This is a genomic window from Massilia atriviolacea, from assembly GCF_003953935.1.
GTDB classification, from domain to species: Bacteria; Pseudomonadota; Gammaproteobacteria; order Burkholderiales; family Burkholderiaceae_D; genus Telluria_A; species Telluria_A atriviolacea.
In genome coordinates this window covers 98,127-120,731 of record NZ_RXLQ01000018.1, presented here as the reverse complement: position 1 = coordinate 120,731, position 22,605 = coordinate 98,127, and the positions used below count along the sequence as shown (strand labels likewise).

At 66.3% G+C, this 22,605-nt stretch carries 29 protein-coding genes; 6 read left to right on the top strand and 23 right to left on the bottom strand.

What is annotated here, in order from left to right:
• Position 1 precedes the first annotated feature (1 nt).
• The 18 genes from EJB06_RS26300 to EJB06_RS26215 all read right to left on the bottom strand — a co-directional run bounded on the left by EJB06_RS26300 (position 2) and on the right by EJB06_RS26215 (position 11,617).
• On the bottom strand, positions 2-1,069 hold the full coding sequence (locus tag EJB06_RS26300) for a glycine-rich domain-containing protein (RefSeq protein ID WP_126076999.1): 1,068 nt from the start codon (positions 1,067-1,069) through the stop codon (positions 2-4).
• Positions 1,070-1,072: 3 nt separating this feature from the next.
• The gene (locus EJB06_RS26295; RefSeq protein ID WP_126076998.1) at positions 1,073-1,393 is read right to left on the bottom strand and encodes a hypothetical protein; all 321 of its coding nucleotides are present in this window, start codon (positions 1,391-1,393) and stop codon (positions 1,073-1,075) included.
• On the bottom strand, positions 1,393-2,223 hold the full coding sequence (locus tag EJB06_RS26290) for a phage tail protein (protein WP_126076997.1): 831 nt from the start codon (positions 2,221-2,223) through the stop codon (positions 1,393-1,395). Before EJB06_RS26290 ends, EJB06_RS26295 begins: the two co-directional genes overlap by 1 nt.
• Before the next feature lies 1 nt (position 2,224).
• Complete coding sequence (locus tag EJB06_RS26285; RefSeq protein WP_126076996.1) at positions 2,225-2,815, bottom strand: hypothetical protein; 591 nt, start codon at positions 2,813-2,815, stop codon at positions 2,225-2,227.
• A gap of 8 nt (positions 2,816-2,823) precedes the next feature.
• Entirely contained in the window at positions 2,824-3,486 is a 663-nt protein-coding gene (locus tag EJB06_RS26280) for a phage tail protein I (protein WP_126076995.1), read from the bottom strand.
• Positions 3,479-4,378 (bottom strand): baseplate assembly protein, encoded by a 900-nt coding sequence (locus EJB06_RS26275; protein ID WP_126076994.1) that lies wholly within the window; start codon positions 4,376-4,378, stop codon positions 3,479-3,481. The genes EJB06_RS26280 and EJB06_RS26275 overlap by 8 nt, the downstream gene beginning before the upstream one ends.
• Positions 4,378-4,716: a GPW/gp25 family protein gene (locus EJB06_RS26270; protein ID WP_126076993.1), complete on the bottom strand. Its 339-nt coding sequence runs from the start codon at positions 4,714-4,716 to the stop codon at positions 4,378-4,380. Before EJB06_RS26270 ends, EJB06_RS26275 begins: the two co-directional genes overlap by 1 nt.
• A gap of 52 nt (positions 4,717-4,768) precedes the next feature.
• Positions 4,769-5,443, bottom strand: a complete 675-nt coding sequence (locus tag EJB06_RS26265; protein ID WP_126076992.1) for a phage baseplate assembly protein V — start codon at positions 5,441-5,443, stop codon at positions 4,769-4,771.
• Positions 5,440-6,036, bottom strand: coding sequence for a hypothetical protein (locus tag EJB06_RS26260; RefSeq protein WP_126076991.1), 597 nt, complete (start codon positions 6,034-6,036; stop codon positions 5,440-5,442). The genes EJB06_RS26265 and EJB06_RS26260 overlap by 4 nt, the downstream gene beginning before the upstream one ends.
• A 106-nt stretch (positions 6,037-6,142) precedes the next feature.
• Positions 6,143-6,676 carry a lysis system i-spanin subunit Rz gene (locus EJB06_RS26255; protein ID WP_126076990.1) on the bottom strand — a complete coding sequence of 178 codons (534 nt, stop codon included), beginning with the start codon at positions 6,674-6,676 and terminating at the stop codon, positions 6,143-6,145.
• Positions 6,658-7,152 (bottom strand): lysozyme, encoded by a 495-nt coding sequence (locus tag EJB06_RS26250; RefSeq protein WP_126076989.1) that lies wholly within the window; start codon positions 7,150-7,152, stop codon positions 6,658-6,660. The genes EJB06_RS26255 and EJB06_RS26250 overlap by 19 nt, the downstream gene beginning before the upstream one ends.
• A 2-nt stretch (positions 7,153-7,154) precedes the next feature.
• A complete protein-coding gene (locus EJB06_RS26245; RefSeq protein WP_126076988.1) occupies positions 7,155-7,451 on the bottom strand; it encodes a hypothetical protein in 297 nt (98 codons plus the stop codon).
• The gene (locus EJB06_RS26240; RefSeq protein WP_126076987.1) at positions 7,448-7,927 is read right to left on the bottom strand and encodes a hypothetical protein; all 480 of its coding nucleotides are present in this window, start codon (positions 7,925-7,927) and stop codon (positions 7,448-7,450) included. The genes EJB06_RS26245 and EJB06_RS26240 overlap by 4 nt, the downstream gene beginning before the upstream one ends.
• Positions 7,928-8,252: 325 nt before the next feature.
• Positions 8,253-8,588 (bottom strand): hypothetical protein, encoded by a 336-nt coding sequence (locus EJB06_RS26235; RefSeq protein ID WP_126076986.1) that lies wholly within the window; start codon positions 8,586-8,588, stop codon positions 8,253-8,255.
• Positions 8,588-9,535 carry a PriCT-2 domain-containing protein gene (locus EJB06_RS26230; RefSeq protein WP_126076985.1) on the bottom strand — a complete coding sequence of 316 codons (948 nt, stop codon included), beginning with the start codon at positions 9,533-9,535 and terminating at the stop codon, positions 8,588-8,590. The genes EJB06_RS26235 and EJB06_RS26230 overlap by 1 nt, the downstream gene beginning before the upstream one ends.
• Positions 9,532-11,040, bottom strand: a complete 1,509-nt coding sequence (locus EJB06_RS26225; protein ID WP_126076984.1) for a DEAD/DEAH box helicase — start codon at positions 11,038-11,040, stop codon at positions 9,532-9,534. Before EJB06_RS26225 ends, EJB06_RS26230 begins: the two co-directional genes overlap by 4 nt.
• On the bottom strand, positions 11,037-11,399 hold the full coding sequence (locus EJB06_RS26220; RefSeq protein WP_126076983.1) for a hypothetical protein: 363 nt from the start codon (positions 11,397-11,399) through the stop codon (positions 11,037-11,039). Before EJB06_RS26220 ends, EJB06_RS26225 begins: the two co-directional genes overlap by 4 nt.
• Positions 11,400-11,407: 8 nt before the next feature.
• Positions 11,408-11,617 carry a helix-turn-helix domain-containing protein gene (locus tag EJB06_RS26215; RefSeq protein ID WP_126076982.1) on the bottom strand — a complete coding sequence of 70 codons (210 nt, stop codon included), beginning with the start codon at positions 11,615-11,617 and terminating at the stop codon, positions 11,408-11,410.
• 90 nt (positions 11,618-11,707) lie between these two features.
• On the opposite strand from EJB06_RS26215, the gene EJB06_RS26210 reads away from it, so the two are divergent.
• Both EJB06_RS26210 and EJB06_RS26205 read left to right on the top strand, forming a co-directional pair.
• Positions 11,708-12,415, top strand: coding sequence for an XRE family transcriptional regulator (locus tag EJB06_RS26210; protein WP_164558047.1), 708 nt, complete (start codon positions 11,708-11,710; stop codon positions 12,413-12,415).
• A gap of 228 nt (positions 12,416-12,643) precedes the next feature.
• Positions 12,644-12,949 (top strand): hypothetical protein, encoded by a 306-nt coding sequence (locus EJB06_RS26205; RefSeq protein ID WP_126076980.1) that lies wholly within the window; start codon positions 12,644-12,646, stop codon positions 12,947-12,949.
• A 9-nt stretch (positions 12,950-12,958) separates the two neighbouring features.
• Here EJB06_RS26205 and EJB06_RS26200 read toward each other — a convergent pair whose 3' ends face one another.
• The gene (locus EJB06_RS26200) at positions 12,959-15,433 is read right to left on the bottom strand and encodes a hybrid sensor histidine kinase/response regulator (protein WP_164558046.1); all 2,475 of its coding nucleotides are present in this window, start codon (positions 15,431-15,433) and stop codon (positions 12,959-12,961) included.
• 178 nt (positions 15,434-15,611) lie between these two features.
• Between EJB06_RS26200 and EJB06_RS26195 the strand changes: the two genes are divergently transcribed.
• From EJB06_RS26195 to ampC, 4 genes are all read left to right on the top strand, one after another.
• Positions 15,612-15,995, top strand: a complete 384-nt coding sequence (locus EJB06_RS26195) for a BlaI/MecI/CopY family transcriptional regulator (protein WP_126076978.1) — start codon at positions 15,612-15,614, stop codon at positions 15,993-15,995.
• Complete coding sequence (gene blaOXA / locus EJB06_RS26190; protein WP_126076977.1) at positions 15,992-17,815, top strand: class D beta-lactamase; 1,824 nt, start codon at positions 15,992-15,994, stop codon at positions 17,813-17,815. Before EJB06_RS26195 ends, blaOXA begins: the two co-directional genes overlap by 4 nt.
• Positions 17,816-17,884: 69 nt before the next feature.
• Positions 17,885-18,754, top strand: a complete 870-nt coding sequence (gene bla / locus EJB06_RS26185) for a subclass B3 metallo-beta-lactamase (protein ID WP_229427295.1) — start codon at positions 17,885-17,887, stop codon at positions 18,752-18,754.
• A 65-nt stretch (positions 18,755-18,819) separates the two neighbouring features.
• Entirely contained in the window at positions 18,820-19,986 is a 1,167-nt protein-coding gene (ampC, locus tag EJB06_RS26180) for a class C beta-lactamase (protein WP_229427294.1), read from the top strand.
• Here the strand turns inward: ampC and EJB06_RS26175 are convergent.
• From EJB06_RS26175 to EJB06_RS26160, 4 genes are all read right to left on the bottom strand, one after another.
• Complete coding sequence (locus EJB06_RS26175) at positions 19,946-20,491, bottom strand: DUF5063 domain-containing protein (RefSeq protein WP_126076976.1); 546 nt, start codon at positions 20,489-20,491, stop codon at positions 19,946-19,948. The two genes, ampC and EJB06_RS26175, sit on opposite strands and share 41 nt — an antisense overlap.
• A gap of 147 nt (positions 20,492-20,638) precedes the next feature.
• Complete coding sequence (locus tag EJB06_RS26170; protein ID WP_126076975.1) at positions 20,639-21,229, bottom strand: type 1 glutamine amidotransferase domain-containing protein; 591 nt, start codon at positions 21,227-21,229, stop codon at positions 20,639-20,641.
• 86 nt (positions 21,230-21,315) lie between these two features.
• On the bottom strand, positions 21,316-21,645 hold the full coding sequence (locus EJB06_RS26165; RefSeq protein WP_126076974.1) for a chaperone modulator CbpM: 330 nt from the start codon (positions 21,643-21,645) through the stop codon (positions 21,316-21,318).
• Positions 21,646-21,648: 3 nt separating this feature from the next.
• A complete protein-coding gene (locus EJB06_RS26160; protein WP_126076973.1) occupies positions 21,649-22,572 on the bottom strand; it encodes a DnaJ C-terminal domain-containing protein in 924 nt (307 codons plus the stop codon).
• Positions 22,573-22,605: the final 33 nt, after the last annotated feature.

Here is a 22,605-nt window from a genome sequence, read left to right as displayed (position 1 = left end):
ATCAGTACTCCACGATGACAATGCCGGGGCCGCCGGATGGGTGCGGTCCACTCCCAACGCCAATGCCGCCGCCGCCGCCGCCAATGCCGCCGAGAGATCCGCCACCGCCAATGCCGGTAGTGCCACCGCCGCCACCGCCATCGCCGCCGCTGCCCGCCTGCCCGCCCGGGTACCCGCCCGTGGAACCGATCCCGCCGCCGCCGCCGCCGCTGCCACCGTTGCCGCCCATTGGCAAGCCGCCAGCCCCCATAAAGCCGTCGAACGGGAACCGGATGACCGCGCTAGAAAGGGAGTATCCCGCTGCTTGAACTTCGCCCCTCAGTCCGTAAGCGTTTGGTCCCGGCAGCACCTTGGAATTACCGAAAGCACTTCCGCCGCCTACGCCGTAAGCTTGGCCGCTCGCGTTTTGTGTGACGCTCGTGCCAAAAACGCCGCCGACGACGCCGCCGCCGCCCGTGACATTACCGCCCAGCTGCGAGACGCTGCCGCCGTCGCCCAGCTGCGACCCACTGCCGCCACCTCCGCCGCCAAACGGGCCTCGGCCGGCGCCACCCTGGCCCCCGGTGGCCTGGAAGTCCCCGCCCGTCCCGACGCCACCCAGGCCGCCGTTATTGAGTTGCCCGTCCATGCCGCTAGTCTTCCCGCCCAGACCGCCAGTGGCGGAAATCAACGCGCCGAACGACGACGCGCCCCCGGCGGACGCAGTCGCCGGGCTGAGCATACCGCCGACGGGAACAGCCGTGCTGAGGCCGCCGGCACCGACCACGACGGGGAAACTGCCCCCTGGCGCAACGGTGAATACGCCGTGCGCATACCCGCCGCCGCCGCCGCCGCTTGGGCCGCCAGTGATGGCCCCCCCAACGCCCAGGTTGTTGCCCGCGCCGCCGCCGCCGCCCACCACGCGCACCCGGATTTTCGAAATCCCGGCAGGGACGACAAAGGTTCCGTTCTGCTCGAATATCCTGTACGCGCCGCGCCCGAACACGCCCATGAAACCATGCGGGCGCACCAGGTTCGACGCGTTGTCCGCCGTGTAATTGATGTCGTTGTTATCAGCCGAAATACCCATTCCTTACGCTCCTTCCAGCAATGCATGCGCGCGCACCGACACGGTGGCCAGGTCGCTGCGCACAAAGATTTTTTCGCCTTCGGTCAGAAGGCAGCCTGTCTTTTCATACTCGCAATTGGGCAGCAGAACGCGGTCGAAGGCGATCCAGTCGGCCTCCGCCGCCACGATGGCGCTGCCGAACGCCAGGCGTATGCGCACCGGCACACTGCCGCGGTTGACGAAAGAAATATTTGCAACAGCCGTTTGATTGGCCGGAATCGCAGCGCCGATCTGCTGCTCAACCCCTGCGACCAGGTTTGCCTTACCAAAAATCATGGATGCCATTAGATTTGTCCTATGTAGTAGCCGATAAATTTGATTCTTTGCGGGATCTTCAGCGGTTCGTTCGGCTCGTTCTGAACGAACAGCACCTCCGTGCCCGCAGGCAGCGGCAGCGCCAGCTTCAGGCTCACCCCGGTGAGCACCTGGAACTCGTGCTGGCGCGACCCTTCGACGTAGACCGCCACCCCGTCGGTGGTGCACACCGACAGCGTGAAGGTGTCCTGCCCCGCCGCCGCCAGCTGGCGCTCCTTGATCACGTCGACCAGCACGTTGGCGTCGGTGGGGTCGACCCACTTGGTATTGCCGTCGAGGTTGTCGACCTTGGCCAGCAGCTGGTTGGTGGTGCCGCCGGGAATGATGTAAGCCCGGGTGATGGTGGAAATGACCCAGCTGCGCGTGGCGCCCACGAATTGCGTGTCGACCACCAGCTGCACGTTGGCGGTGTTGCTGACCTTGATGGCAAGGTCGACGATCATGTCGCGCGTGCTGCCGTGGGCCGCCAGCGGCTTCCAGGTCGCCGGGAAGTTACCTACCGCGAACAGCTGGCCGTCCTGGTCGTACACCCCGACTTCGTGGATGGCGAAGTCGCCGCTGTTCGACGGAATCAGCAACTCCGCGTGCATGACGGCCGGATCGTTGGCGTCCACCAGCAGCGAATTGATCATGCCGCGATAGACTTCGCGCACCAGCGCGGTCTGGGCCGGGTCGGGCAGCGTCGGATTGCCGTTGCCGTCGCCGACCGCCATGTGGGTAAGCTTGACGATGCCCTTGTTGGCCACCGCCGCCGCGATTTTTGCCAGCCCGACGGCTGTCAGTTTTACGCCGTATTCCATGTCAGAGCTTCCAGATTTCTAATTCGGAAATCACCTGCACCTCGGCGACTTTGCCGCCGCCCAGAGGCACGCTTCCCTCCCCGATCACCGTGTAGATGGCAACCTGGGTCTGCGCCGACAGCGTCGCCATGCCGACCGTTTCGTGGTCGCAGGCATTGAGCCCGCCAGTCATGGCGGATTTCCCGTACAACACGAACGGCGTGCCGGACATACTGGCGATGCGACCGAACGCATTGCCCGGCGAGCGCGCGCGGAAATAGTACTTACCGGGCGGCAGGGTGATCGCATTGTTCGCCAGGCTTGCGCCGGCAATCTCGTTGGTCACCACGGTATTGAGAATGCGCTGGATCGGCGTATTCGGCTCGCTGGCCGTGCCGGTGGTCGCACCCATGCCGGAGGGCTGGACTTCGCGCACCTGCAGGTAGCGCGGGCCGGCGAGAGGAAACGACGCGGCCAGGTCCTTGGTCAGCTTGGCCAGCGACGGTACCGGGCCGCCGAGCGTGTCGACGGTGGTGTTCGCATCGCCGTGGGCGATGTCGTGCACCACGTCGGCGTCGACATAAAATTGGGCAACTTTGTTTGCAAGTGTCATTGAATTTCCTACCAGTAGTTGGCCGCAGGAAGCGCGGTATGGATAAACGAATGCAGCAGGTCGACTGCCGCTTCGGTGTCGGGAAAACCGTGCGCGATGGCTTCGGCGATCAGGTCGCTCCCCGCGAGTTCGCCTTCGTTGGCCGCCACTTTCACGAGCTCGCCGCACATGGGGATGCCGCCGGCAAAGATCGTGCCGTCGACGCGGCCGTCGACCTGCAGCCGCGCCAGATGGCTGCGCACGTTCTTGGTGCTCTGGATCACGTCCAGGATGGTCTGGTACGCCGCCTTGCCCGGGACCCCGGCCCCGCTGGCGTCGAGCCTCACACCGAAGGTGTACGGGTCGCCCAGCGGCACCAGCTTGAACCATTCGGTCAGCACGACCGGATAGCCGAGCGCTTCGAGGGCGGTGCGCACGGCGTACGGCGTGCCCTTGGTGCGATGCACCTCGATGCTGGCCTTGATGGCCCCGCGCTTTTGCGCGGCCGACCAGCCGGTATCCCATTTGTCGACGCTGAACTGCCAGGCCAGCCACGGCAGCAGGTGCGCGGGGCAGGTGTCCGGGTTCCACGACTCGCGCACGGCCAGCGGCACATCGCTCACGCGCGCGATGGCGAGCGACATCGACTGCTCGGCTGGCGAGGCGTTGGAGGGCAGCAAATGGTCAGGCATCGGTGCCGCCCGCGCTCAGGGTGATGCCGTTGCAATAAGCTGCCTGGTTCCAGGCGGTGACGATATTGGCCGCCGGCGCCGCCAGCACCACGCGCTGCACGCCTGGCTGGTGCAGGGCCGCGTACACGCCCGACAGGGTGATGTCGCGGCCCAGGCGGTGCGATGCGCTGGCGTAGGCCTGCATCGCGGCGCGCGCGGCGTCGATGACGACGGTGGCGTCCGGACCGTCGAACAGGACCAGCGACGCCGTCACGCTGTAGTCGATGATATTGCCGGGAACGACGTCCACATTGTCGGTGAGCGGGCGCACGTCCTGCGCGCTCAGCGTGGCGTCGACGGCGGCCAGCAGCGCCGGCGACGGCGTGCCGTTGCCCTGGCGCGAGAGCACCGCCACCGACACCACGCCGGGAGCCGGGCTGGCCACGGCCACGTCGAGCACGTCGGCGTCGGCGCCCAGCGCGTGGAACACGTACGCGCCTTCAGGACCGGCGGTACTGAAGCCCTCGAACGAGAGCTGCACGCGGCGGCGCAGGCTGTCGTCGTCTTCGTACACGGCCGGGGTGGCCGGCGTCGTGGCCGGATTCTCGGCGACGAGCTGCAGGCGCTGCACGTCGTAGCGCGCGGCGATCTGTTCCAGGTCGGCCTGCTCGGCGTAGGCCAGGGTGACGGCCTTGACCGCCTCGTTGACGCGCTGGCGCAGCAACAGTTCGCGGTAGGCGCACACTTCCATGATCTTGAACGCCGGGTCGGACTCGACCAGCGCGCTGAACAGCGGATCGCGGGCGCGGAGGTCGGCCAGCATCGCCGTCAGGATGGTTTCAAAGTCCAGCGCGTCGACGGCGTCCGGAAAGGGAAGCTGCGAAAGATCGACAGCGGTAAATGCTCCTGCCATTATGTAATCTCGATTCCGTCAAGCTTGATTAGTCGGCCTTCCGGCAGGTAGTCGCCGGTCAGGTCAATCTCGATGCGGCCAGGCACGGCGTTGACAATCAGCGCCTTGTGCAGCCTGAACCGCGGTTCGTTGATGCGCAGCGCTTCCGCCGTGGCGGCATACATCTCCAGAATGGTGTCGCTGTTGATCGGTGCGTCGACCAGGCGCGGCAGGCGGCTGCCGTAGTCGCGCCGCATCACCCGCGTGCCGGTCGGTGTGGTGAGAATGTCCCGGATCGACTGGCGCAAATGCGCCAGGCCGCCGAGCCGTTTTCCTGTGTTTGCGTTGATTCCGTCCATACCCCCATTCTGGGCGGAATGGACGCGAACTTCCTCCGGGGGGTTTTCCACGTCACACCGGCTTGGTGGTCAGTTGCAGGTCGCCTTGCTCGCGGTGCTTGTGCAGCGCCAGGCTGATCGAGCTCATGGCGATCACGTCGGCGTCGATCGAGACGATGTCGCCCGAGATGCGGGCGCCGTCCCTGCCGGTCAGCCCCCTGCCGAAATCGATGCTGCCGACGACCCGCAGGTCGCCCGTGAGCGTGGTGACCGGGGTGTTGAGCGTGGTGCCGATCGAGGCGTTCACCGTGGCGACCTTGGTGTTGACCGTGATGTCGTCGTCCGTGTTGATCGTGGTGTGCTTGCAATTGACGATGACGTTGCCGCCGCCGTTGACGGTGATGGTGAGCGTGTTGCTGGCGCTGTTGTAATCGCCGGTACTGCCGTCGGGGAACACGACGTGTTCCTGGTGCATGCTCGCCGCCGGCGCCGGATGCGCGTCCTGGTACACCGCCTGCCCCGCGAACGCCTGGCCGGTGTCGCCGTACGGCGCGAACACCACCAGCTGTTCGCCGATGCGCGGCGCCGACCAGGTGCGGGTCGCACCCGCCCTGCCGGTGTGAAACGGCATCCAGTCCGTGACCAGGCCATTCACCCGCATTTTCACGCGGGCGTTGGCTTCGTCGAGCTGCGCCACGACGCCGACGCGGATCATGTTCGACATGAGCCGTTCGATTTCCGCGCTCATGGCAGGGCCGCTTTCATGGCGGCCGCGCCGCTGTTGCCTGGCAAATTATTCAGGTTCAACCCGGTCACCTCGATGTAACGGTCTTCCTTGCCGATGCCGATCTCCGGCGTGAAGCCGAGATACACGGTCGTCGGCGCGACGCCGTCGTCGTTCCAGACGCTGTGCCCCAGGTGGGCGACCTGGCGCCATTCGACGCACCAGGCCTGGTACTGGTCCGGCAGCGGCCTGGCCTCGTCCTTGTAGGCGCGGATGGCCTGCGCGGGACCGGTCATGCCGCCGGGCCAGCGCTTTTCGTGCAGGAACGCCGCGAAGGCGGCGGCCAGCACGCGCACGGACAGCTGCGGCGCCGCCGTGCTCGAGGCGATCGTCAACGCCGCCTTGAACTGCAGCATGACCGGCAACTGGCCGGTGCCCGGATCGACTTCCGGCGCGGCGTCGAAGCCGCTCATGTCGAGCAGGCAGGCCGGGACCGGCAGGTCGGTGCCGACGTCGCGGTAGAACGCGACGGTGCGCAGCGCCGGAAAGCGCGCCCGGATCGCGGCGACGATCGTGTCGTGCAGCGCCGGCAGGTCGATGTGAGTATCAGTATTCATGTGTTCCCAGTTGTCGTTCACGCGTGCCCGCAGGCCGCGTTCGAAACGCTTCCGGAACAGTTGCTCCGGAAGCCCCAAATTCCCTCACCGGTCCTGCGCCGGCCGCTCAGGGCGCCAGGCGATCGGCCCGCACCACGGCCTGGCAGGCGCGCAGCTGGTCCGCTACCTGGTCGGCTTCGCTGGCGATTCGCAGCAGAAATTGCGCATCCGCGAGCTGAAGTCCGACGCCCTGGGCTGCATCACCGCTGCCGGCGCTGGCGCCAGCCTGGGCGATGCCGGCGCCGCCGCACCCGGCATAGGCAAGTCGCTTGCGCAAGCGCAGAGTGCCATTGAGCAGCTCAGCAGCATGGCGTTCGTGTTGTGCTTTTTCATCTGCGCGTACTTTCTCGTAAGTGGCGGCCAGCGCCGCCATGTCGTCGACGCTGCGGCGCTCGGCGGCCTCGACCCTGGCGTTCCATGACATGAGGTCGCGGGCGTGCTTCAGGGCGTCGGCGCCGATGCGCAGTTCGTACAGTCGTGTCGTGGTGCCGACGCCATGCGCGTACGCCGCGTACAGGCTGGCGCCGGCAAGCGCCAGCGCGATCGCGTAGGGCGCGGCGGCCCTGAGCGCCAGCGCGGCGATCACTGCGCGGCCACGCACTGCGCATGGGCGCGCAGGCGATCGGTCCAGACCCCGGCGCAGCGCTTGTTGCCGGGTGTCGAGCAGTCGTAGCCTGCCGCATATCTGAACTTCAGGATGGCCTCGCAGGCGCCCGTGTAGTCGCCGCTGTTGAGGCGCTTGACGATGGTGCTGGAACAGAAGGCCGCGCCGCCGATGTTGTACGCCAGGTCGGTGTAGACATCGTATTCGGCCTGGTGCAGCGGCACGCCGACGCACTGTTTCAGCGCGCCTTCGTACTGGCGCACATCGGACAAGGCGCGCTGCAGCGCCTCGACCGGGTTGGTCCGGTCGCCCATCCTGACGCCCTGGGTCGTGCCGAATCCATGGGTCGGCACATCGCCCCTGGTCGGGATGACGGCCCGGTCCGTGTACCCTTCGCGCACCGCGATGCCGACAAAGGCGGCGGCGCTCATCGACAGCGCGCCGATCGCCATGCGCATTTTTCCGTTGCTCATTCTTATTTCCCTCCGAAGGATTTCCAGGCCGCGTACATGGCGACGGCGCCGCCGGCGATCATGCCGGCCCATTTGACGACTTCACCGACCCAGCCCAGCACCTTGAAACCGGTCTTCGCGGCACTGAACAATTCGAGCAGGAGCGCCGTCATTTCGTTGTTGCGCTCAAGGTTCGCTTCCACCTTGACCAGGCGTTCGTTGAATGCGTGGAAGTCGACCGCCATGACATCGAGCTTGATGCCGTTGCCGATCGACGCCTGCTGGCTCGGGTCCTGCTGTTGCGTGCCGGGCGTCGTCATGCAACACACTGCGGGGAAATACGGATCATGGGTCGGGCCTTTCGATTGACATCTCTTGTATTGTCCCCGTCCGCGCGCTCCCGATCCTCCGGTGGGTTTTCCCGCACCAGGTTGCGCACGGTGCGTTCGTGCACGCCGACGATGGCCGCGACCTGCGTCGCCTTCATGGTCCCGCCGCGCATCATTCCCAGGATGGCTTCGTGCACGAAGGCGCGCTGGATGAACGCGCAGTTGGCCGGCTTCATGATTTCGCCGCCGAAAGCCTTGCACAGCTTTTCCGCATCGGCGCTGCCCAGGATGCGGACCAGCTGGTGATCCGGGCGCAGGTTCTTTACGGTCGGCACGTACATGACGACCTGGTAGGACTTCTTTCCAGGCTGGCCGACATAGCAGCGCGGTAAAGCGCCGATCAGCATCAGCGCCTGCGCGCGTCCGATCACGTCGGCAATTTCCTGTACGCTGTCCGGCAAGCGCATGGCGCCTTGCATGGACGCGCCGAGGAAGGCAGGATTGCGCACGCCAGGCCGGTGGGCCGGCTGCGTCGCATGGTGCGCGTGTCGATGTTGCATGGGGCTTTCCTTCAATCTCAGTAAGTGAACCAGGCGCAGCGCTGTTGACCTGGCAGTGGCCGTGGATCTTGTTCTTGAACCTGGTTCTTGGAACGGGGTTGGGTCTGATGACGCGTGGAGCGCCGTCATCTCTGCTTCTGCTTCTGCTTCTGTATCTGTTTCTGTCTCTGTCTCTGTCTCTGTATCTGTATCTGGGGCGTTACATTTCCGTTGAAGTAAGGTTACGTCGCCGTTACAGCGCCAGGCCCGCCACTTTTTTCTTCGCTGCCCGGTGCTTGGCGACCCTTGCCGCGCTGCTGTCGGAGAGGAACTGGCGCTTGTCCCAATTGAGCAGGTTCCAGCGCTCGTCGATGAAGCCGCGCGCCATGAACAGCTCCTTCGTCGCGCTCAGTTCCTGCTCGCTGATACGCAGGTGAAACGCGATTTCCGTTTCATGTAACGTGACGAGTCCGTTACTGCAACGCATGCACATCAGCATCAGGTAGCGGCGCTGCATGGCCTCCGGCAGCATCTGCACTTTCGGATCGTGGGCAAACTCGGCATACATGCGAAACCAGGGATTGGCCATCAGCCTGTCCTCCTTCGCACATCGATCAGCAGCTTGCACAGGGCCACGATGCCGGCGCGCTGATGCAGGTCGTTGGCGTCCTCGCCCACGACCTCGCTCATGGCATACGGCAGGCCGGTCTTTTTGGCCGCTGCCTCGCCGGCGCCGGACGCATCGTTGTCGGCAATCGCAAACCGCGGTCCGCGCAGCAGCGCGGCCACATGCGCCATGTTCGCGGCGCTGAAACACACCAGCACAGAAGCGTTCAAACGCAGCCTGCGCAGCGCCATGTCGATGCTCAGCCCGGTGGCATAGCCCTCGCACAGGAAGGTCTCCGGGGCCCGCTGCTTGCCCAGCCTGAGCACGGCGCCGCGCGCGCGCATGCCCGGGGCCATCTTCTTTTCCCAGCGCCGCTCCTCGGGGATCCACGCGATGCTCTGGATTCCCCGCAACGCGTTGGTGTCGAGATCGCGCATCGGCACGATCAGCGTGGTGTCGGACACCAGCGCCAGCACGGCGGGCAAGCCCTTGGCGTTCAGGTAGTAATGCGTTTTCATGGAGCAGCGGTCGATCAGGCGCTGCGCGTGGACGGCCGCCTGGCGGTAGCCGCGCTCCTTGCGCGCCTGCTCGGCCGCCACGGCCGCCGCCCTGGCCTCGCGTTCGCGCTGCCGCTGCGCCAGCGCGTGCGCGCCGAGCGGGCCGCGCGGCGGGCCGTGGTCGCGCCAGCCGTTGGCGGCGGCCTCGTAGTACAGGGTGCCGATGCCGACCTTGCCGGCTGCGCCGATGCTGCGCCACACCGCCCTGGCCGCCAGCGCGTTGTACGAGTCCGCGCCCTGGCTCCAGGCATCCCACGGGACGAAGCCGTCCTCGAGGAAGCCGGCCTTCATGGCCATGCCCATGCGCACCCAGGTGTCGCGCTCGTGCGCGGGGACGAAGGCCAGTGCCGCGATGGCTTTTTGGATGCTCATCGCGCACCTGCCCGATACGCGATCGCGTTCGCCTTGGCCTTGTTCATGACGGCCCTTGAAACGGGGACGTCGGCAATAGCGTCGAACGGCGCCAGCCCGGTCGGTTCGGCCCCGGTGATGCTCCTGAAAAGGTGACAGGCGCGGCGGCTTGCCGTTTCCGGCCGGCCCTGCCTGCGGCACAGCGTGACAGCCTGCTCCCACACCGCCAGCGCGTCGCCCGCGCTCGCCTTGCCCACCTTGAATTCGGCCATCACCCCCGCTTCGTGCTCGATCAGGTTCGGCCTGGCCATCTGGAAGCCGCAGGCCATGCAGCGCCGCCGGAATGCCGCGTAGCCGCACTGCGGACATCCGGCCGCATGATCGTGCCCGGTCGCGCCATCCTCGCGCACGATCCTGTCCAGGCGTTCGCCCTGATCGAGCGCGTCCAGGCCATCGTGGTAAATCGTTTCGTAGTCCGCCGCGAAGCGCACGATATTGCCGCTGAAGTCGAGCAGCAGCAGGTCGGTCTTGCCGGTGTCGGGCGAGGCGCGCAGGCCGCGGCCCCACATCTGGATCGCGGTCGAGAGCGACTTGCGCAGCGGGCGCACGTCGCACACGCAGCTCACATCGCGCTGGTCGAAGCCCTTGGCCAGCGCCTCGACCGACACCAGCACGCGCAGCATCGCGCCGGCGCCGCGAAAGTCGTCCAGGATCTCCTTGCGTTCGGCCTCGGTGGTATCGGCGGTAAACACCATCGCCATCACGCCGGCCGCGTTGAACTCGCGCGCCATCGCCTCGCAGTGGGCGATGGTGGCGCCGAAGACGATGGTCTTGCGGTCCTCGGCATGCCTGAGCCACTCCTGCACCACGTTGCCGACGATCTGCATGCCGCGTTCCTGCGCGGCGCCCTCGGTCCATTCGCCGCCGGCGGTGGCCGCGCCGCGCATGTCGACCCTGGTGCAGGACAGGATGCGCATCGGCACCAGCACGCCGGCAGCGGTCAGTTCGCGCATCGTGGTGGCATTGACCAGGTTCGAAAACAGCTTGCCCAGGCCGCTGCTGAACGGCGTGGCCGACAGTCCGATCACGGCGGCGCGGCAGTGCACGATGTGATCGGTCCACGCCTTGAGCTGGGTGTGCGATTCGTCGATGATGATCAGGTCGGCGTCCGGCCAGGAGCGGCGCGCCAGCGTTTGCGCGCTGGCGATCTGGAATGGCAGCGACGGATTGAAGCGCCAGTGCCCCGCCATCAGGACCGAGTGCGAGAGCAGCCCCAGCGAATCGGCCACGGCCGAGGTCTGGTTGATCAGCGTACGCCGGTCGGCGACGAAGATGACCCGTTTGCCGCGCATGAGCGATTCACGGATCAGGAACATGGCCAGGATCGTTTTGCCGGAACCGGTGGGACTCATCACCATCTGGCAGCGATGCCCGGCCGCGAACCCGGCGCGCAGGCGTTCGCGCGCGGACGCCTGGAACGGGCGCGGCGCGGGAAACCGGGCGCGCCCATCGTTGAGGTGATTCATACGGCCGCCTTCCTTTTAGCAAGTTCTTTTTCGGCCTTCGCGGCACGGTTTTTCCAGTAGACGACGGCACGCGCGCGCTCGATGAACTCGCCGCTCCTGGCCGCCAGGGTGCGCTCGGCGTTTTCCGCCAGCGCGCGCTGGCGGCAGGCGTCGGCCATGGCTGCCTCGAGCCGGTCGTCGGCGTCGAAGACCCGGCCCATCATGGCGTTGTCGGCCACGGACTCGGCCAGGCTCGCCTGGAGTTCGGCTAGCTGTTCGCGCAGCGCTGCAACGCTGGCGCTGGTGGCGTCTGCCGAATTTTGGGCAACAGTTGCCCCTGCGCCTGCCGGGAGCCCGGCGGCGTTCTCGATGATGTGCATGCGATTCCTTAGATTGAGGTGGGTTCAGCGACCTGCGCGAAGCAGGCGCCATGCAGTGCGCAGATCGCCTTGAACGTCGTGACTTTGCAATCGTCCTGTCCGTTCAAAATGCGGTTGACTGTCGGCTGGGTCGTCCCCAGCTCGACAGCGAGGCGGGTTTGCGTCCAGCCTTGTTGGGCCTTGATTTCCATCAAGAGCGTTGAAATATTTTTTTCCATGCGTCCATTCTATTCATAAACGAATAGATCGGCAATACATTCGCAAATAATTTTCTTGCGCCCGCCTATACGCGTATGTATCATCAGCGCATGAACATCTCAAGCCGACTAGAAGAAGCCATGCGCGATGCCGGATTCGCGTCCCAGAGCGCGCTGGCGCGCGCCTCCGGCGTGCCCCAGCCCACCATCAACCGGATTGCGCGCGGCGCCGGCAGCAAGGGTCCGGAGGCGCACACCCTGCTCCTGCTGGCGCAGGCATGCCAGGTGAATTTTCAATGGCTGCATCAGGGATACGGCCCAAAGCGGCCCTCCCGCGCCGATGCGCAGCCTGCCGAATTGAGCGAGGTTGCCGCCTTCCAGCATGGCGATGAGGACCCGCGCTTCGTTGCCATTCCCATGGTGACGCTGCGCCTGTCCGCCGGCGTCACCGGATTTCAAACGGAGCCCGACACGCGCGATGGCGGAAGCATGCTGGTGTCGGCGAGCTGGGTAGAGGCGTGCCGTTATTCGCCGAAGCACCTGGTGGCGATTCAAGTACGCGGACAGAGCATGGAACCGTCGCTGTACGAAGACGATATCCTGATCGTCAACACGGCCGATACCAAGCCGGTCGACGGGCACGTCTTTGCGGTCAACTATGAAGGCGAGGCCGTTGTCAAAAGGCTGTCGCGCGACGCCGGCATGTGGTGGCTGGAATCGGATAATCCCGACAAACGCAAGTACCACCGCAAGCTGTGCCAGGGTGAGGGATGCCTGATTGTGGGCCGGGTGGTGAGGAAAGACAGCCAGCACATCTAGGCCTCGCGCGTAGCAAAAATGCAACACCCATTCCCGCCATGAGCGGGTTTTTTGATGCCGCACCTATTCACGGACAAATGAAAAATTCATTTAAGTATTGATAACCATTACTCGTTCACGTATACTTGTTCTCCGTCAACCAGCAGTCTGCGGCTCCTGGTCCTGCAAACGGGGAGGCGATGCGTCCGCCCCTTTTGAAGCAGGTGCGCATTTTTTAGAAGGAAGCAAATGCACAACACACATGTTCGCTCCGGCGTTTCGGATTCGCAAGCAGGCAACATGCCGGGAGCACCATCGTTGGCGGACGGTGTACGTCAGCAGTCTCACGATATCGAAGGGCAGATCGTCGACGCCAGGATTCTGATCGAAGCGATCTTTCATGAAATCGACGGCATGCATGACTTGCCGCCTGCGGCGATGCATCGCGTCAATGTGATCAATTGCTTCGCCACCTGCGCCTTGCGCAATCTGACGCTGGTTGCCGCTGCAAACAATAATGTGCTGTTGATGACGGCCTCGGGCGGCACAGCATGAGCGGCGACATCACCGCCTGAGCAGTATTTTTTCAAGCGCTGCGATATCGACCGGCTTCACCAGATGATGATCGAAGCCCGACGCCAATGCCAGCAAGCGATCCTCTTTCTTGCCGTACCCGGTCAGCGCCACCAGGGTGGCGGCCCGCCCGCCCGGGGTGGCGCGCAAGCGGCGCGCCAGTGCGTAGCCATCCATCCCGGGCAAACCGATATCGAGGATATACACATCGACCGGCTCCCCATCCGCGATCTGCAAGGCGGCGGCGCCATCGCCGACCACGCGCACCCGATACCCCCGGGCGCCGATCAGCGCCGCCAGCGACTGCGCGCCGTCGGGATTGTCATCGACGATCATCACCGTCGGCAAGCGCGTTCGCGGCACAGTCGCGGCCTCGCCGGCACCAGCAAGGGCATCGCCAGGCCCACCGGCACGGCCCCGATCCGCGCTCCCCGCCGCCTCCACCAGCGGCAGGCGCACCGTGAAGCGGGAACCTTTACCGAGCCCCTCACTGATGGCCTGCACGCTACCCTGATGCAGCTCGACAATCCGCTGGACCAGCGCCAGCCCGACTCCCAGGCCGCCCTGGATGCGGTCGGGCGTGCGCTCGGCCTGGATAAACAGGTCGAACACGTGCGGCAGCAGCTCGGCGCCGATGCCGATCCCATTGTCGGCCACGGTGATGCACGCCATCCCGTCCGCCATCTCCAGGGACAGGGCAATCGCGCCGCCCGGCGCCGTGTACTTGGCGGCATTGTTCAGCAGATTCACGATCGTCTGGACCAGGCGCGTCTTGTCGCCCTGCACGCACATCGGCGCCGGCGGCAGCGCCACCGTCAAATGATGCCTGCGCGCCTCGATCCCCGGGCGCGCCTGCTCCACCGCGCTGTGCAGCACCGCCTGCAGATCGATCACGACACGCTCGATCTGCACCAGGCCGCTGGTGACGCGCGAGACGTCCAGCAAGTCGTCGACCAGATGGGTCAGATGGCCGACCTGGCGCAGGATGATCTCGCCCGACTTCTGCACGCGCTGCGGATCGGCCTTGCCCAGGATGAGCAGGTGCGCCGCACTGCTGATCGGCGCCAGCGGGTTGCGCAGCTCGTGCGCCAGCATGGCCAGGAACTCATCCTTGCGCTGGCTGGCCTGGCGCAATTCGTCTTCCGCGCGCTTCTGCGCGTCGATGTCGGTGCAGGTGCCCATCCAGCGCACGATGCTGCCATCCCTGGCGCGAATCGGCAGCGCCCGCCCCAGCACCCAGCGGTAGGCGCCGCTGTGGTGGCGCAGCCGGTACTCGATTTCGTAGGTGTCGCCGGTTTCCAGGCACGCTTGCCAGACCGCGCGCGAACGGGCCTGATCGTCCGGATGGAAAATATCGTTCCAGCCCTCCCCGTCCGTCGACTGGCGCGGCACGCCCGTGTAGCTGTACCACTGCTCGTTGAAATAGTCGTGGTAACCGTCGGGCAGGGTCGACCAGACCATTTGCGGCATGGCGTCGGCGATGGTGCGAAAGCGCGCTTCGCTTTCGCGCAGGGCGGCCACGCCGCGCAGGCGCTCGCTGGCGGTACGGATGCGCGCGGCGACCTCCTTGACCAGCACCAGCTCCTGCGTCGTCCACTGGCGCGGGTGCGCGTCGTTGATGTACAGCACCGCCACCAGCACGCCATCCTCGATCAGCGGCACGTTGACGAATGCCGTGGCACTGCGGGCGCGCAAGGCCACCGCTGCCGCCGCCGTGCGCGGGTCCAGGTCGACATTCTCGATGGCGACAAAGATGCCGCGCTTGAGATCGTCGATGAAGGAACCATCGCTGCGCAAGTCGCTCACCCCGGCCAGCGTGCCGGCACCCGGTGCGCACCAGTCGCGCTCGACCTGCAGGGAATCGCTGGCATGGTCGATGGTGCCGTAGCCGACCCGGCTGGCGCCGAGGGCCTCGCCGAGGATGGCGGCCGCCGCGTACGCGATCTCGTCGACCGCCTTGAGGTCGCGCAAGGTTTCGTTCAGCAAGGCCAGCACATCGCGCAGCGAGCTCTTACCCGTCAGATTGGCGCCGCTGGCTTCCTCGACCGAGTGAATGATGTAGCGGACCGTGCCATCGGCGTGCAAGAGCGGCGTATTGACCGGCTTCCAGTAGCGCGGCAGAAAGACGCTGCCGCCGGCCTCGAGTGCCACGTCGTAGCGCTGGACATCCATCGTGTCGGCGCAGGCGCCGGCCAGCACCCGCTCCAGCGAGGCGCGCAGCCTGGCGCTGCCGTCCGCCAGCGGATCGGCCGGGTTGGCCGGGAGCGCATCGACAATGTGCAAGCCAAGCAGGTCCGACGCCGCCCGCCCGACCAGGCGCAGGTAGGCCGCATTGGCCGCGAGGATGGTCAGCGCGGGCGAGATGACCAGGCAGGGCGTCGGGATCGCCTGGAACAGCAGGCCGAAATCGGGCGCCGGCGCCACAGCGACTGTCGCGTCGGACGGCAATAGCACAGGGTCTTCCATTAACGATCCAACTCCACAATATTGCTCCGACGGTTTCGCTGCGGCCTCTATTTTACCCAATCGAGCAGTGCCGGACGGACCATCTTGACAGCGAAACAGCGCGCCCGCACCATCGCGCTTGACGCGCATGCGACAGTTGTCACATAATGGTGGCACTCGTCGCACATTCAAAGAATCCATGGCCACCCCTTCCATTTCCGAACTGATCGTCCTCAAGTCCCTGTGGCGGCAACAGCCGCTGAGCGCGCGCGAAATCCACCAGCAGGTGGAGGCCGAGCTCGGCTGGTCCTACTCGTCGACCCGCAAAACCCTGGAACGGATGCTGGAAAAAGGGTCCATCCGCCAAGCCACTTTTCACGGCGTGCAAGTCTACGAAGCGGTGCTGGAGAAAGTCGGCACCCTCGCCTCCTTCGCGCACGACTTCGGCAAGCGCGTGATGGAAATGGACGCGCCCTTGCCGGTCACCATGTTCACCGGCAGCAAGCTGGTCGACGACGACGAACTCAGCCGGCTCGAACAGCTGCTCCACGACTGGCCCGACGACAAGGGGGACGAGCAATGAGCGCTGCCGACCTGATGCTGTTGCGCTTCCTGCTGGCCAGCGGCGGCTGCCTGGCTGCCGGCGTCGCCGTCTGGGCGGTCACCGCACTGTGCCGGCGCACCCTGCCCGACTTCGCCGCGCAACGTTCCTTGTGGCTGCTGAGCCAGATCACGATCGTGGCGACCTTCCTGGTGATCTTGCTGCCGCACAGCGAACGACTGCGCGTCATCCCGCAGATCGACCTCGACCGCGTGACACAAGCCAGCGTGCCGGCCGCCGCCACGCCAACGGCAGCGGCACCGGCCCCGCGTGCCGGGCGCATCGGGCACATGGCAGCGAACGAGAACAACTGGCTGGCGACAGGCGCGCAAGCCTGGCTGCTGATCTACCTGCTCGGCCTGGGCTATTCGGTTGGCAAGCTGATGCACGCGCGGCGCATGCTCAACGGCCTGGCCGCCACCGGCTGCCGCATGGATACCCTGCACGCCCACGACGGCTTCGGCGGCTGGGCGCAAGGGACAAGCGCCGCCGACGTGATCGAAGTCGACGCGCCCATCTCGCCCATGCTGTTCGGCCTCATCAAGCCGCGCCTGCTGCTGCCGCGCCACCTGCGCAGCCTGGCGCCGGTGCAGCAGCAATTGATCGTCGACCACGAACTGACGCACCTGCGGCGGCGCGACCTGCAATGGATGAGCGCCGGCGTCCTGCTCCAGACAGTGCTCTGGTTCAATCCCTTCATGCGCCTGCTGCGGGTCAACCTGTCCTGGGCACAGGAACTCGGCTGCGACCGCGAGGTGCTGCGCGGACGGCCGCAAGTCCAGCGCAAGGCGTACGCGGCGGCGCTGGTGGCGCAACTGCGCCTGCAGCACCGCACGCTTGCCACCGCGCTGGCCTTCGGTGGGGTGAGCGAGCGCAGCGTGGCGGCGCGGATCGCGCTGATCCGCGAACCGGCCGGCGCTCCGCGCAAGCCGTGGGCCCGTTGCGCCGCGCTCGCCAGCCTGGCGGGCATCGTGCTGGGCAGCCTGGCCTTCCAGCCGGCGCTGGCATGGCGCATGGCCCCGGCCGCAGTGGCGGAAGCGGGATCCGGCAGCGCGCCGTCCGTCGTGCTCAGCTGCACCGAGATCGTCGACGCCGCCAGCGGCCAGCGCCTGGTGCACGAAGGCCAGTGCGACCAGCGGGTCACGCCCGCCTCGACCTTCAATATCGCCGTCAGCCTGATGGGCTACGACAGCGGCATCCTGCGCGACGAGCACGCCCCGGCCTTGCCGTTCAAGGAAGGCTATGCCGACTGGGTCGACTCCTGGCGCACCACCACCGACCCGAGCAGCTGGATCCGCAATTCGACGGTGTGGTACGCCCAGCAGGTCACCGCGCAGCTTGGCGAAGCGACGTTCCGGCGCTACATCGGCGCCTTCGGCTACGGCAACGAGGACGTGTCGGGCGACGCCGGCAAAGACAACGGCCTCGCGCTGTCCTGGATCAGTTCCAGCCTGGCTATTTCGCCGGGCGAACAGGTCGTCTTCCTGCGCAAGGTGGTGAACCGCGAACTGGGCCTGGCGCCGAAGGCCTACGAGATGACCTCGCGCATCATCAAACTCGACACGCTGGAAAACGGCTGGGAGATCCACGCCAAGACCGGCACCTCGGCGCAGGTCTTGGCGGCCGGGCGCGGTGACGAGCAACACGAATACGGCTGGTTCGTCGGCTGGGCCAGCAAGGGCGGGCGCACGGTCGTGTTTGCACGCCTGGTGCTCGATCCGCGCCAGGACGGCAAGCCAGCCGGCGGCCGCGCCAAACGCGCTTTCCTGCGCGACCTGCCGGCGCGCCTGGACGCACTGTAATCGCACTGTAGTCGCACTGTTATCGCACTGTAATCGCACGCCATCCACCCACTGAAACGAGGAGACAACTTGAAGACAAGGACACAACTCACCCTGGCCGCCCTGCTGGCCGCCGTGCCGCTCGCGCCCGCGCTGGGCGCCGACTGGAACGACCCGCAAGAGCCGTTCGCCATTTTCGGCAACACCTACTACGTCGGCACACGCGGCCTGAGCTCGGTGCTGATCACCTCCCCCGCCGGGCACATCCTGATCGATGGCGGCAGTCCCAAGTCGCCCGTGCAGATCGTGCAGCACATCGGCCAGCTGGGATTCAAGATCGGGGACATCAAGTACATCCTCAATTCTCACGAGCACTTCGACCACGCCGGCGGCATCGCCGAACTGCAGCGCCTGTCGGGCGCGACCGTGCTGACTAGCGTGGAAGGCGAGCGCGTCCTGCGTACCGGCAAGCCGAGCAAGGGCGACCCGCAGTACACCGAGCTGCCGCCGGCCATGGCGACGGTCGCCAACACGCGCGCGATCAAGGATGGCGACATCGTCAGGCTCGGCCCGCTGTCGGTCAGCGCGCATTACACGCCGGGCCATGCGCAGGGCGGCGTCAGCTGGACCTGGCGTTCGACCGAAGGCGGCAGGACGGCCGCCATGGTGTACGCCGACAGCCTGAACGCAATCAGCGCCGGCCCCTTCCGCTACAGCGCAAACACGAGTTACCCGCACGCGCGCGCCGACCTCGACAAGTCGATCGCCACCGTTGCCGCCTTCGAATGTGACGTACTGGTATCGGCCCACCCGGAAGGAAGCGGCCTGTGGGAGCGCCTGGCAAAGCAGGCCACGATGGGCAATGCCGCCTTTATCGACAACAACGCCTGCCGCGCTTACGCCGACGGTGCGCGCGCGAGGCTGGCACGCAAGCTGGCCGCCGAGGCCGCCGAAAAATAAACCGCGGCCGCGCAGCCGCAAGCCCTTCGCATCGATCACCCGCAAACAGAAAAGGAAGCACCACCTTGTCCACTTCGCCGAAAAAACCCACCCGCCGGCTCGCCCTCGCCCTCATCGCGGCCTGCTGCACGCCGTTCGCCAGCGGGGCCGACGACGACAGCGCACGCCTGCGCGCCATTGTCGATGACGCCATCCGCCCCGTCATGGCCGAGCACCGCGTGCCCGGCATGGCGGTGGCCGTGACGGTCGACGGCAAGGCCCATTTCTTCAACTACGGGCTGGCCTCGATCGAGGACAAGACCCCGGTCAGCGAAGCGACGCTGTTCGAACTGGGCTCGGTCAGCAAGACGCTGACGGCGACCCTGGCCTCGTACGCGCAGGCCAGCGGCAAACTGGCGCTGGACGCGCACCCGGGCGCCTACATGACGCAGCTGAAAGGCAGCCCGATCGACAAGGCGAGCGTGCTCGAGCTGGGCACCTACACCGCCGGCGGCTTGCCGCTGCAGTTTCCGGAGGAATTAAAGGACGAGCAGATGGCGGACTACTTCCGGCAATGGACACCGCAAGCCGCGCCCGGCACGCAACGGCGCTATTCCAACCCCAGCCTGGGCCTGTTCGGGCATGTGACGGCGCTGGCGCTCAAGCGCGATTTTGCCGATGCCATGGAACAGCAGCTGTTCCCGCAACTGGGCCTGAGCAGCAGCTACCTGCGCGTGCCGTCCGGCGCCATGGCCAAGCAGGCATGGGGGTATGACGAGAAAAACCAGGCGCGCCGGATGGACCCGGGCGTCATGGCGACGCAAGCCTACGGCGTGCGCTCGACCAGCGCCGACATGATCCGCTTCATGCAGGTCAACATCGCGCCAAGCCAGCTGGACGAGCCGGCGCGGCGCGCGGTGCAAGGCACCCATGTGGGCTACTTCCAGGTGGGACCGATGGTGCAGGGGCTCGGCTGGGAGCAATATCCCTGGCCCGTGAGCCTGCAGCAGCTACAGGCAGGCAACGCGCGCACGATGGTGATGGAAGCCAATCCCGCCACGCGCATCGGCGCGCCCAAGGCGCCAAGCGCGCCGACCCTGTTCAACAAGACCGGTTCCACTGGCGGATTCGGCAACTACGTGGCATTCGTGCCGGCGAAGAAGATCGGCGTGGTGCTGCTGGCGAACAAAAACTATCCGGTTCCGGCGCGCATCAAAGCGGCCCACGCGATTCTGGAACGGCTGGCGCCTTGATCGCCGGCGGCGAGGCTGGCGCCTCCGCATCATCGCGCGGTTGGCTTGCCTGCCAGCACTGCAAGACATACAAGGCGCTGGCGGCATGGCTTCCCCAGTGGCTGATGAAGCTCTCGCGCCACTGGTACGCGGCGGCATCGGCCTGGCCGCCATCGAACAGATTGAGTCCGTGCTTCAGATCGCGCCATATGTCGGCCAGGTCATCGGCGAGATCCCCCATGGTCGTCTCGGTGCAGCCGACATCGAGCGCATCGGCGCTCTCCGGATAATAGGTGACGGGAAGCGCGCCCATCCGCTCAAATGTCGCCTGCCATTCGGCATGCGACACCTTGGCCGCCTCATTGCCCCAGTCGCAGTCGCGCTGCGGCAGATCGAGCGCTTGGGCGTACAAACGCGCCAGATGGCGGCGCGCGATGGACATGTGCCCCGCCCCGGGCTGCAGATCGCCTTCGGCCCACAGGCAAAAAGCCCGGACGGCGTCCGGAAACGAAGTGCCCCCGTTCATCACCAGCACTCCCGGCTGGCGCTGTCCAGCGCATCCATGGACGAGTCGCGGAGCAGGCTGCCCGGAAAGGTAGTCGGGGTTGTCATGTGTAGGGGCGCTGTTGACGATCGAACCGCATCGTAACAGAGCCCCGCGCGGGTCAGGCGGTCAGGACGACAGGCCGCGATCGGCCACCGCAGGGTCGATTGCCAGCGACGCCAGCAAGGCTTGGTTAAAGGCCGGCAGATCATCCGGCTTGCGGCTGGTGATCAGGCGGCCGTCGATGACCACTTCTTCATCGGTCCACTCGGCGCCGGCGTTGCGCAGATCGTTCTGCAGGCTTGGCCAGCTGGTCATGTGCCTGGCCCTGGCGATGCCGGCATCGATCAGGGTCCAGGGACCGTGGCAGATGGCGGCGATCGGCTTTTCCTCGGCGCCGAATGCGCGGATGAAGTCGATCGAGGCTTTGTCCAGGCGCAAGGCGTCCGGATTGGATACGCCACCCGGCAACAGCAGCGCATCGAAGGCGCGCGGCGAGGCCTGGCCGACGTGCAGCTCGACCTCGAAGCTGTCCGCCTTGTCCGCATGGTTGAAACCCTGCACTTTGTCGCCCTTGGCTTTCGGCGAGACCAGCGTCACTGTCGCGCCGTGTTCCTCAAGGAAACTACGCGGCGAAGTGTATTCGATCTGCTCGACGCCATCGGTCATCAGCACAGCGACGCGTTTGCCCTTGAGGGCCTGACCATTGTTGTGTTCCATATGAACTCCTTTGCACTATTGAGTATTCGTCAAGACTGAAGGAGGATTGTAGAAGGCCGCGCGCGAACGTGTCGCCCGCCTGGCCGCTACTGCGCGCCGAGCACCAGCAGGCGCGTGCGCAGGCGGCGCACTTCGTCGGCCAGGTCGAGCACGAGGGCGGCGATTTCCTCGTTGGCGTCGAGATCGCGCTCCAGGATCACCAGGCGCCGCGCGCGCCGCAAATCGCCGCTGCGAAAGCGCCACTGCGCGCGCGCCGCTTCGTCGCTGCCGAGAGCGGCGATATGGTCGGCGCCCAGCAGGCCGCCGCACACATGGCTCACCACCCAGTCCGGCTCGACGCCGCAGGCACGTGCCAGTTCGTGCAGGTCGAGCGCCGCGTCGTCGAGCAGGACACCGGCGATGGTGGTCGTTTCCATGGCTTAGCCCCCCGTCTGCGCGCGCGGATTGAAGGCCATCTCGCGCGCCATGGTGCGATACAGCTCGCGTGCCTTGTCGCTGGTGGCCGGCGGCAGCACCACTTCGAGCATCAGGTACAGGTCGCCGGCCGGATTGCCCGGTATGCCGCGTCCCTTCAGGCGCAGCTTGCGCCCGGTCTGCGAGCCGGCCGGCACCACCACCTCGACCTGGCCGGACGGCGTCGGCACCGAGATGGCGGCGCCCAGCGCGGCCTCCCACGGCGCCACCGGCACGCCGGTGTACACGTGGCGGCCCTCGAGCCGGTAGCGCGGATCGGGATGGAAGGCGATTTCCAGGAACAGGTCGCCCGCGCCGGCGCCGCCGCTGCCGGGATGGCCCTGGCCGGCCAGGCGCAGCTGCTGGCCGGGCAGCACGCCTTTGGGAATGTTGACGTTGACGGTACGCTCGCGCGTTACCACCCTGCCCTGCGCATCGTGCTCGGGCACGCGCAGGGTCACCGCGCGGGTGGAGCCGTGATAGGCGTCGGTCAGGTCGATGGTGATGGCCGCGTGGATGTCTTCTCCGCGCATCTGGAAGGCTTGTCCGGCGCTGCGCGCGCGGCGGCCGACGTGGGCGAACAGGTCGGAAAAGAAGTCGCCCGAATCGGCCGCGCCGCCGGTATCGAAGCGCGATCCCCAGTCGGGCGGCGGGCGGAACTCCTGCCCCGCGCGCCGCTCGCGGCCAAGCGCGTCGTAGGCGGCGCGCTTGTCGGCGTCGCCCAGCACGCCGTAGGCTTCGTTGACTTCCTTGGTCATGTGGTCGGCGTCGGGCGCGCGGCTCACATCGGGATGGTACTTGCGCACCAGCTTGCGGTAGGCTTTTTTGATGTCCTCGGCGGACGCGCCTTTGTCGATACCGAGGGTCTTGTAATAGTCCTTGTATTCCACGGGCGGCGCTCCAGGATCGGTTTCGAATATCCT

Bases quoted from the DNA above. Each gene is read 5' to 3' on its own strand.
- EJB06_RS26300 (WP_126076999.1), bottom strand. From the start codon at position 1,069: ATGGGTATTTCGGCTGATAACAACGACATCAATTACACGGCGGACAAC.
- EJB06_RS26295 (WP_126076998.1), bottom strand. From the start codon at position 1,393: ATGGCATCCATGATTTTTGGTAAGGCAAACCTGGTCGCAGGGGTTGAG.
- EJB06_RS26290 (WP_126076997.1), bottom strand. From the start codon at position 2,223: ATGGAATACGGCGTAAAACTGACAGCCGTCGGGCTGGCAAAAATCGCG.
- EJB06_RS26285 (WP_126076996.1), bottom strand. From the start codon at position 2,815: ATGACACTTGCAAACAAAGTTGCCCAATTTTATGTCGACGCCGACGTG.
- EJB06_RS26280 (WP_126076995.1), bottom strand. From the start codon at position 3,486: ATGCCTGACCATTTGCTGCCCTCCAACGCCTCGCCAGCCGAGCAGTCG.
- EJB06_RS26275 (WP_126076994.1), bottom strand. From the start codon at position 4,378: ATGGCAGGAGCATTTACCGCTGTCGATCTTTCGCAGCTTCCCTTTCCG.
- EJB06_RS26270 (WP_126076993.1), bottom strand. From the start codon at position 4,716: ATGGACGGAATCAACGCAAACACAGGAAAACGGCTCGGCGGCCTGGCG.
- EJB06_RS26265 (WP_126076992.1), bottom strand. From the start codon at position 5,443: ATGAGCGCGGAAATCGAACGGCTCATGTCGAACATGATCCGCGTCGGC.
- EJB06_RS26260 (WP_126076991.1), bottom strand. From the start codon at position 6,036: ATGAATACTGATACTCACATCGACCTGCCGGCGCTGCACGACACGATC.
- EJB06_RS26250 (WP_126076989.1), bottom strand. From the start codon at position 7,152: ATGAGCAACGGAAAAATGCGCATGGCGATCGGCGCGCTGTCGATGAGC.
- EJB06_RS26245 (WP_126076988.1), bottom strand. From the start codon at position 7,451: ATGACGACGCCCGGCACGCAACAGCAGGACCCGAGCCAGCAGGCGTCG.
- EJB06_RS26240 (WP_126076987.1), bottom strand. From the start codon at position 7,927: ATGCGCTTGCCGGACAGCGTACAGGAAATTGCCGACGTGATCGGACGC.
- EJB06_RS26235 (WP_126076986.1), bottom strand. From the start codon at position 8,588: ATGGCCAATCCCTGGTTTCGCATGTATGCCGAGTTTGCCCACGATCCG.
- EJB06_RS26230 (WP_126076985.1), bottom strand. From the start codon at position 9,535: ATGAGCATCCAAAAAGCCATCGCGGCACTGGCCTTCGTCCCCGCGCAC.
- EJB06_RS26225 (WP_126076984.1), bottom strand. From the start codon at position 11,040: ATGAATCACCTCAACGATGGGCGCGCCCGGTTTCCCGCGCCGCGCCCG.
- EJB06_RS26220 (WP_126076983.1), bottom strand. From the start codon at position 11,399: ATGCACATCATCGAGAACGCCGCCGGGCTCCCGGCAGGCGCAGGGGCA.
- EJB06_RS26215 (WP_126076982.1), bottom strand. From the start codon at position 11,617: ATGGAAAAAAATATTTCAACGCTCTTGATGGAAATCAAGGCCCAACAA.
- EJB06_RS26210 (WP_164558047.1), top strand. From the start codon at position 11,708: ATGAACATCTCAAGCCGACTAGAAGAAGCCATGCGCGATGCCGGATTC.
- EJB06_RS26205 (WP_126076980.1), top strand. From the start codon at position 12,644: ATGCACAACACACATGTTCGCTCCGGCGTTTCGGATTCGCAAGCAGGC.
- EJB06_RS26200 (WP_164558046.1), bottom strand. From the start codon at position 15,433: ATGGAAGACCCTGTGCTATTGCCGTCCGACGCGACAGTCGCTGTGGCG.
- EJB06_RS26195 (WP_126076978.1), top strand. From the start codon at position 15,612: ATGGCCACCCCTTCCATTTCCGAACTGATCGTCCTCAAGTCCCTGTGG.
- blaOXA (WP_126076977.1), top strand. From the start codon at position 15,992: ATGAGCGCTGCCGACCTGATGCTGTTGCGCTTCCTGCTGGCCAGCGGC.
- EJB06_RS26175 (WP_126076976.1), bottom strand. From the start codon at position 20,491: ATGAACGGGGGCACTTCGTTTCCGGACGCCGTCCGGGCTTTTTGCCTG.
- EJB06_RS26170 (WP_126076975.1), bottom strand. From the start codon at position 21,229: ATGGAACACAACAATGGTCAGGCCCTCAAGGGCAAACGCGTCGCTGTG.
- EJB06_RS26165 (WP_126076974.1), bottom strand. From the start codon at position 21,645: ATGGAAACGACCACCATCGCCGGTGTCCTGCTCGACGACGCGGCGCTC.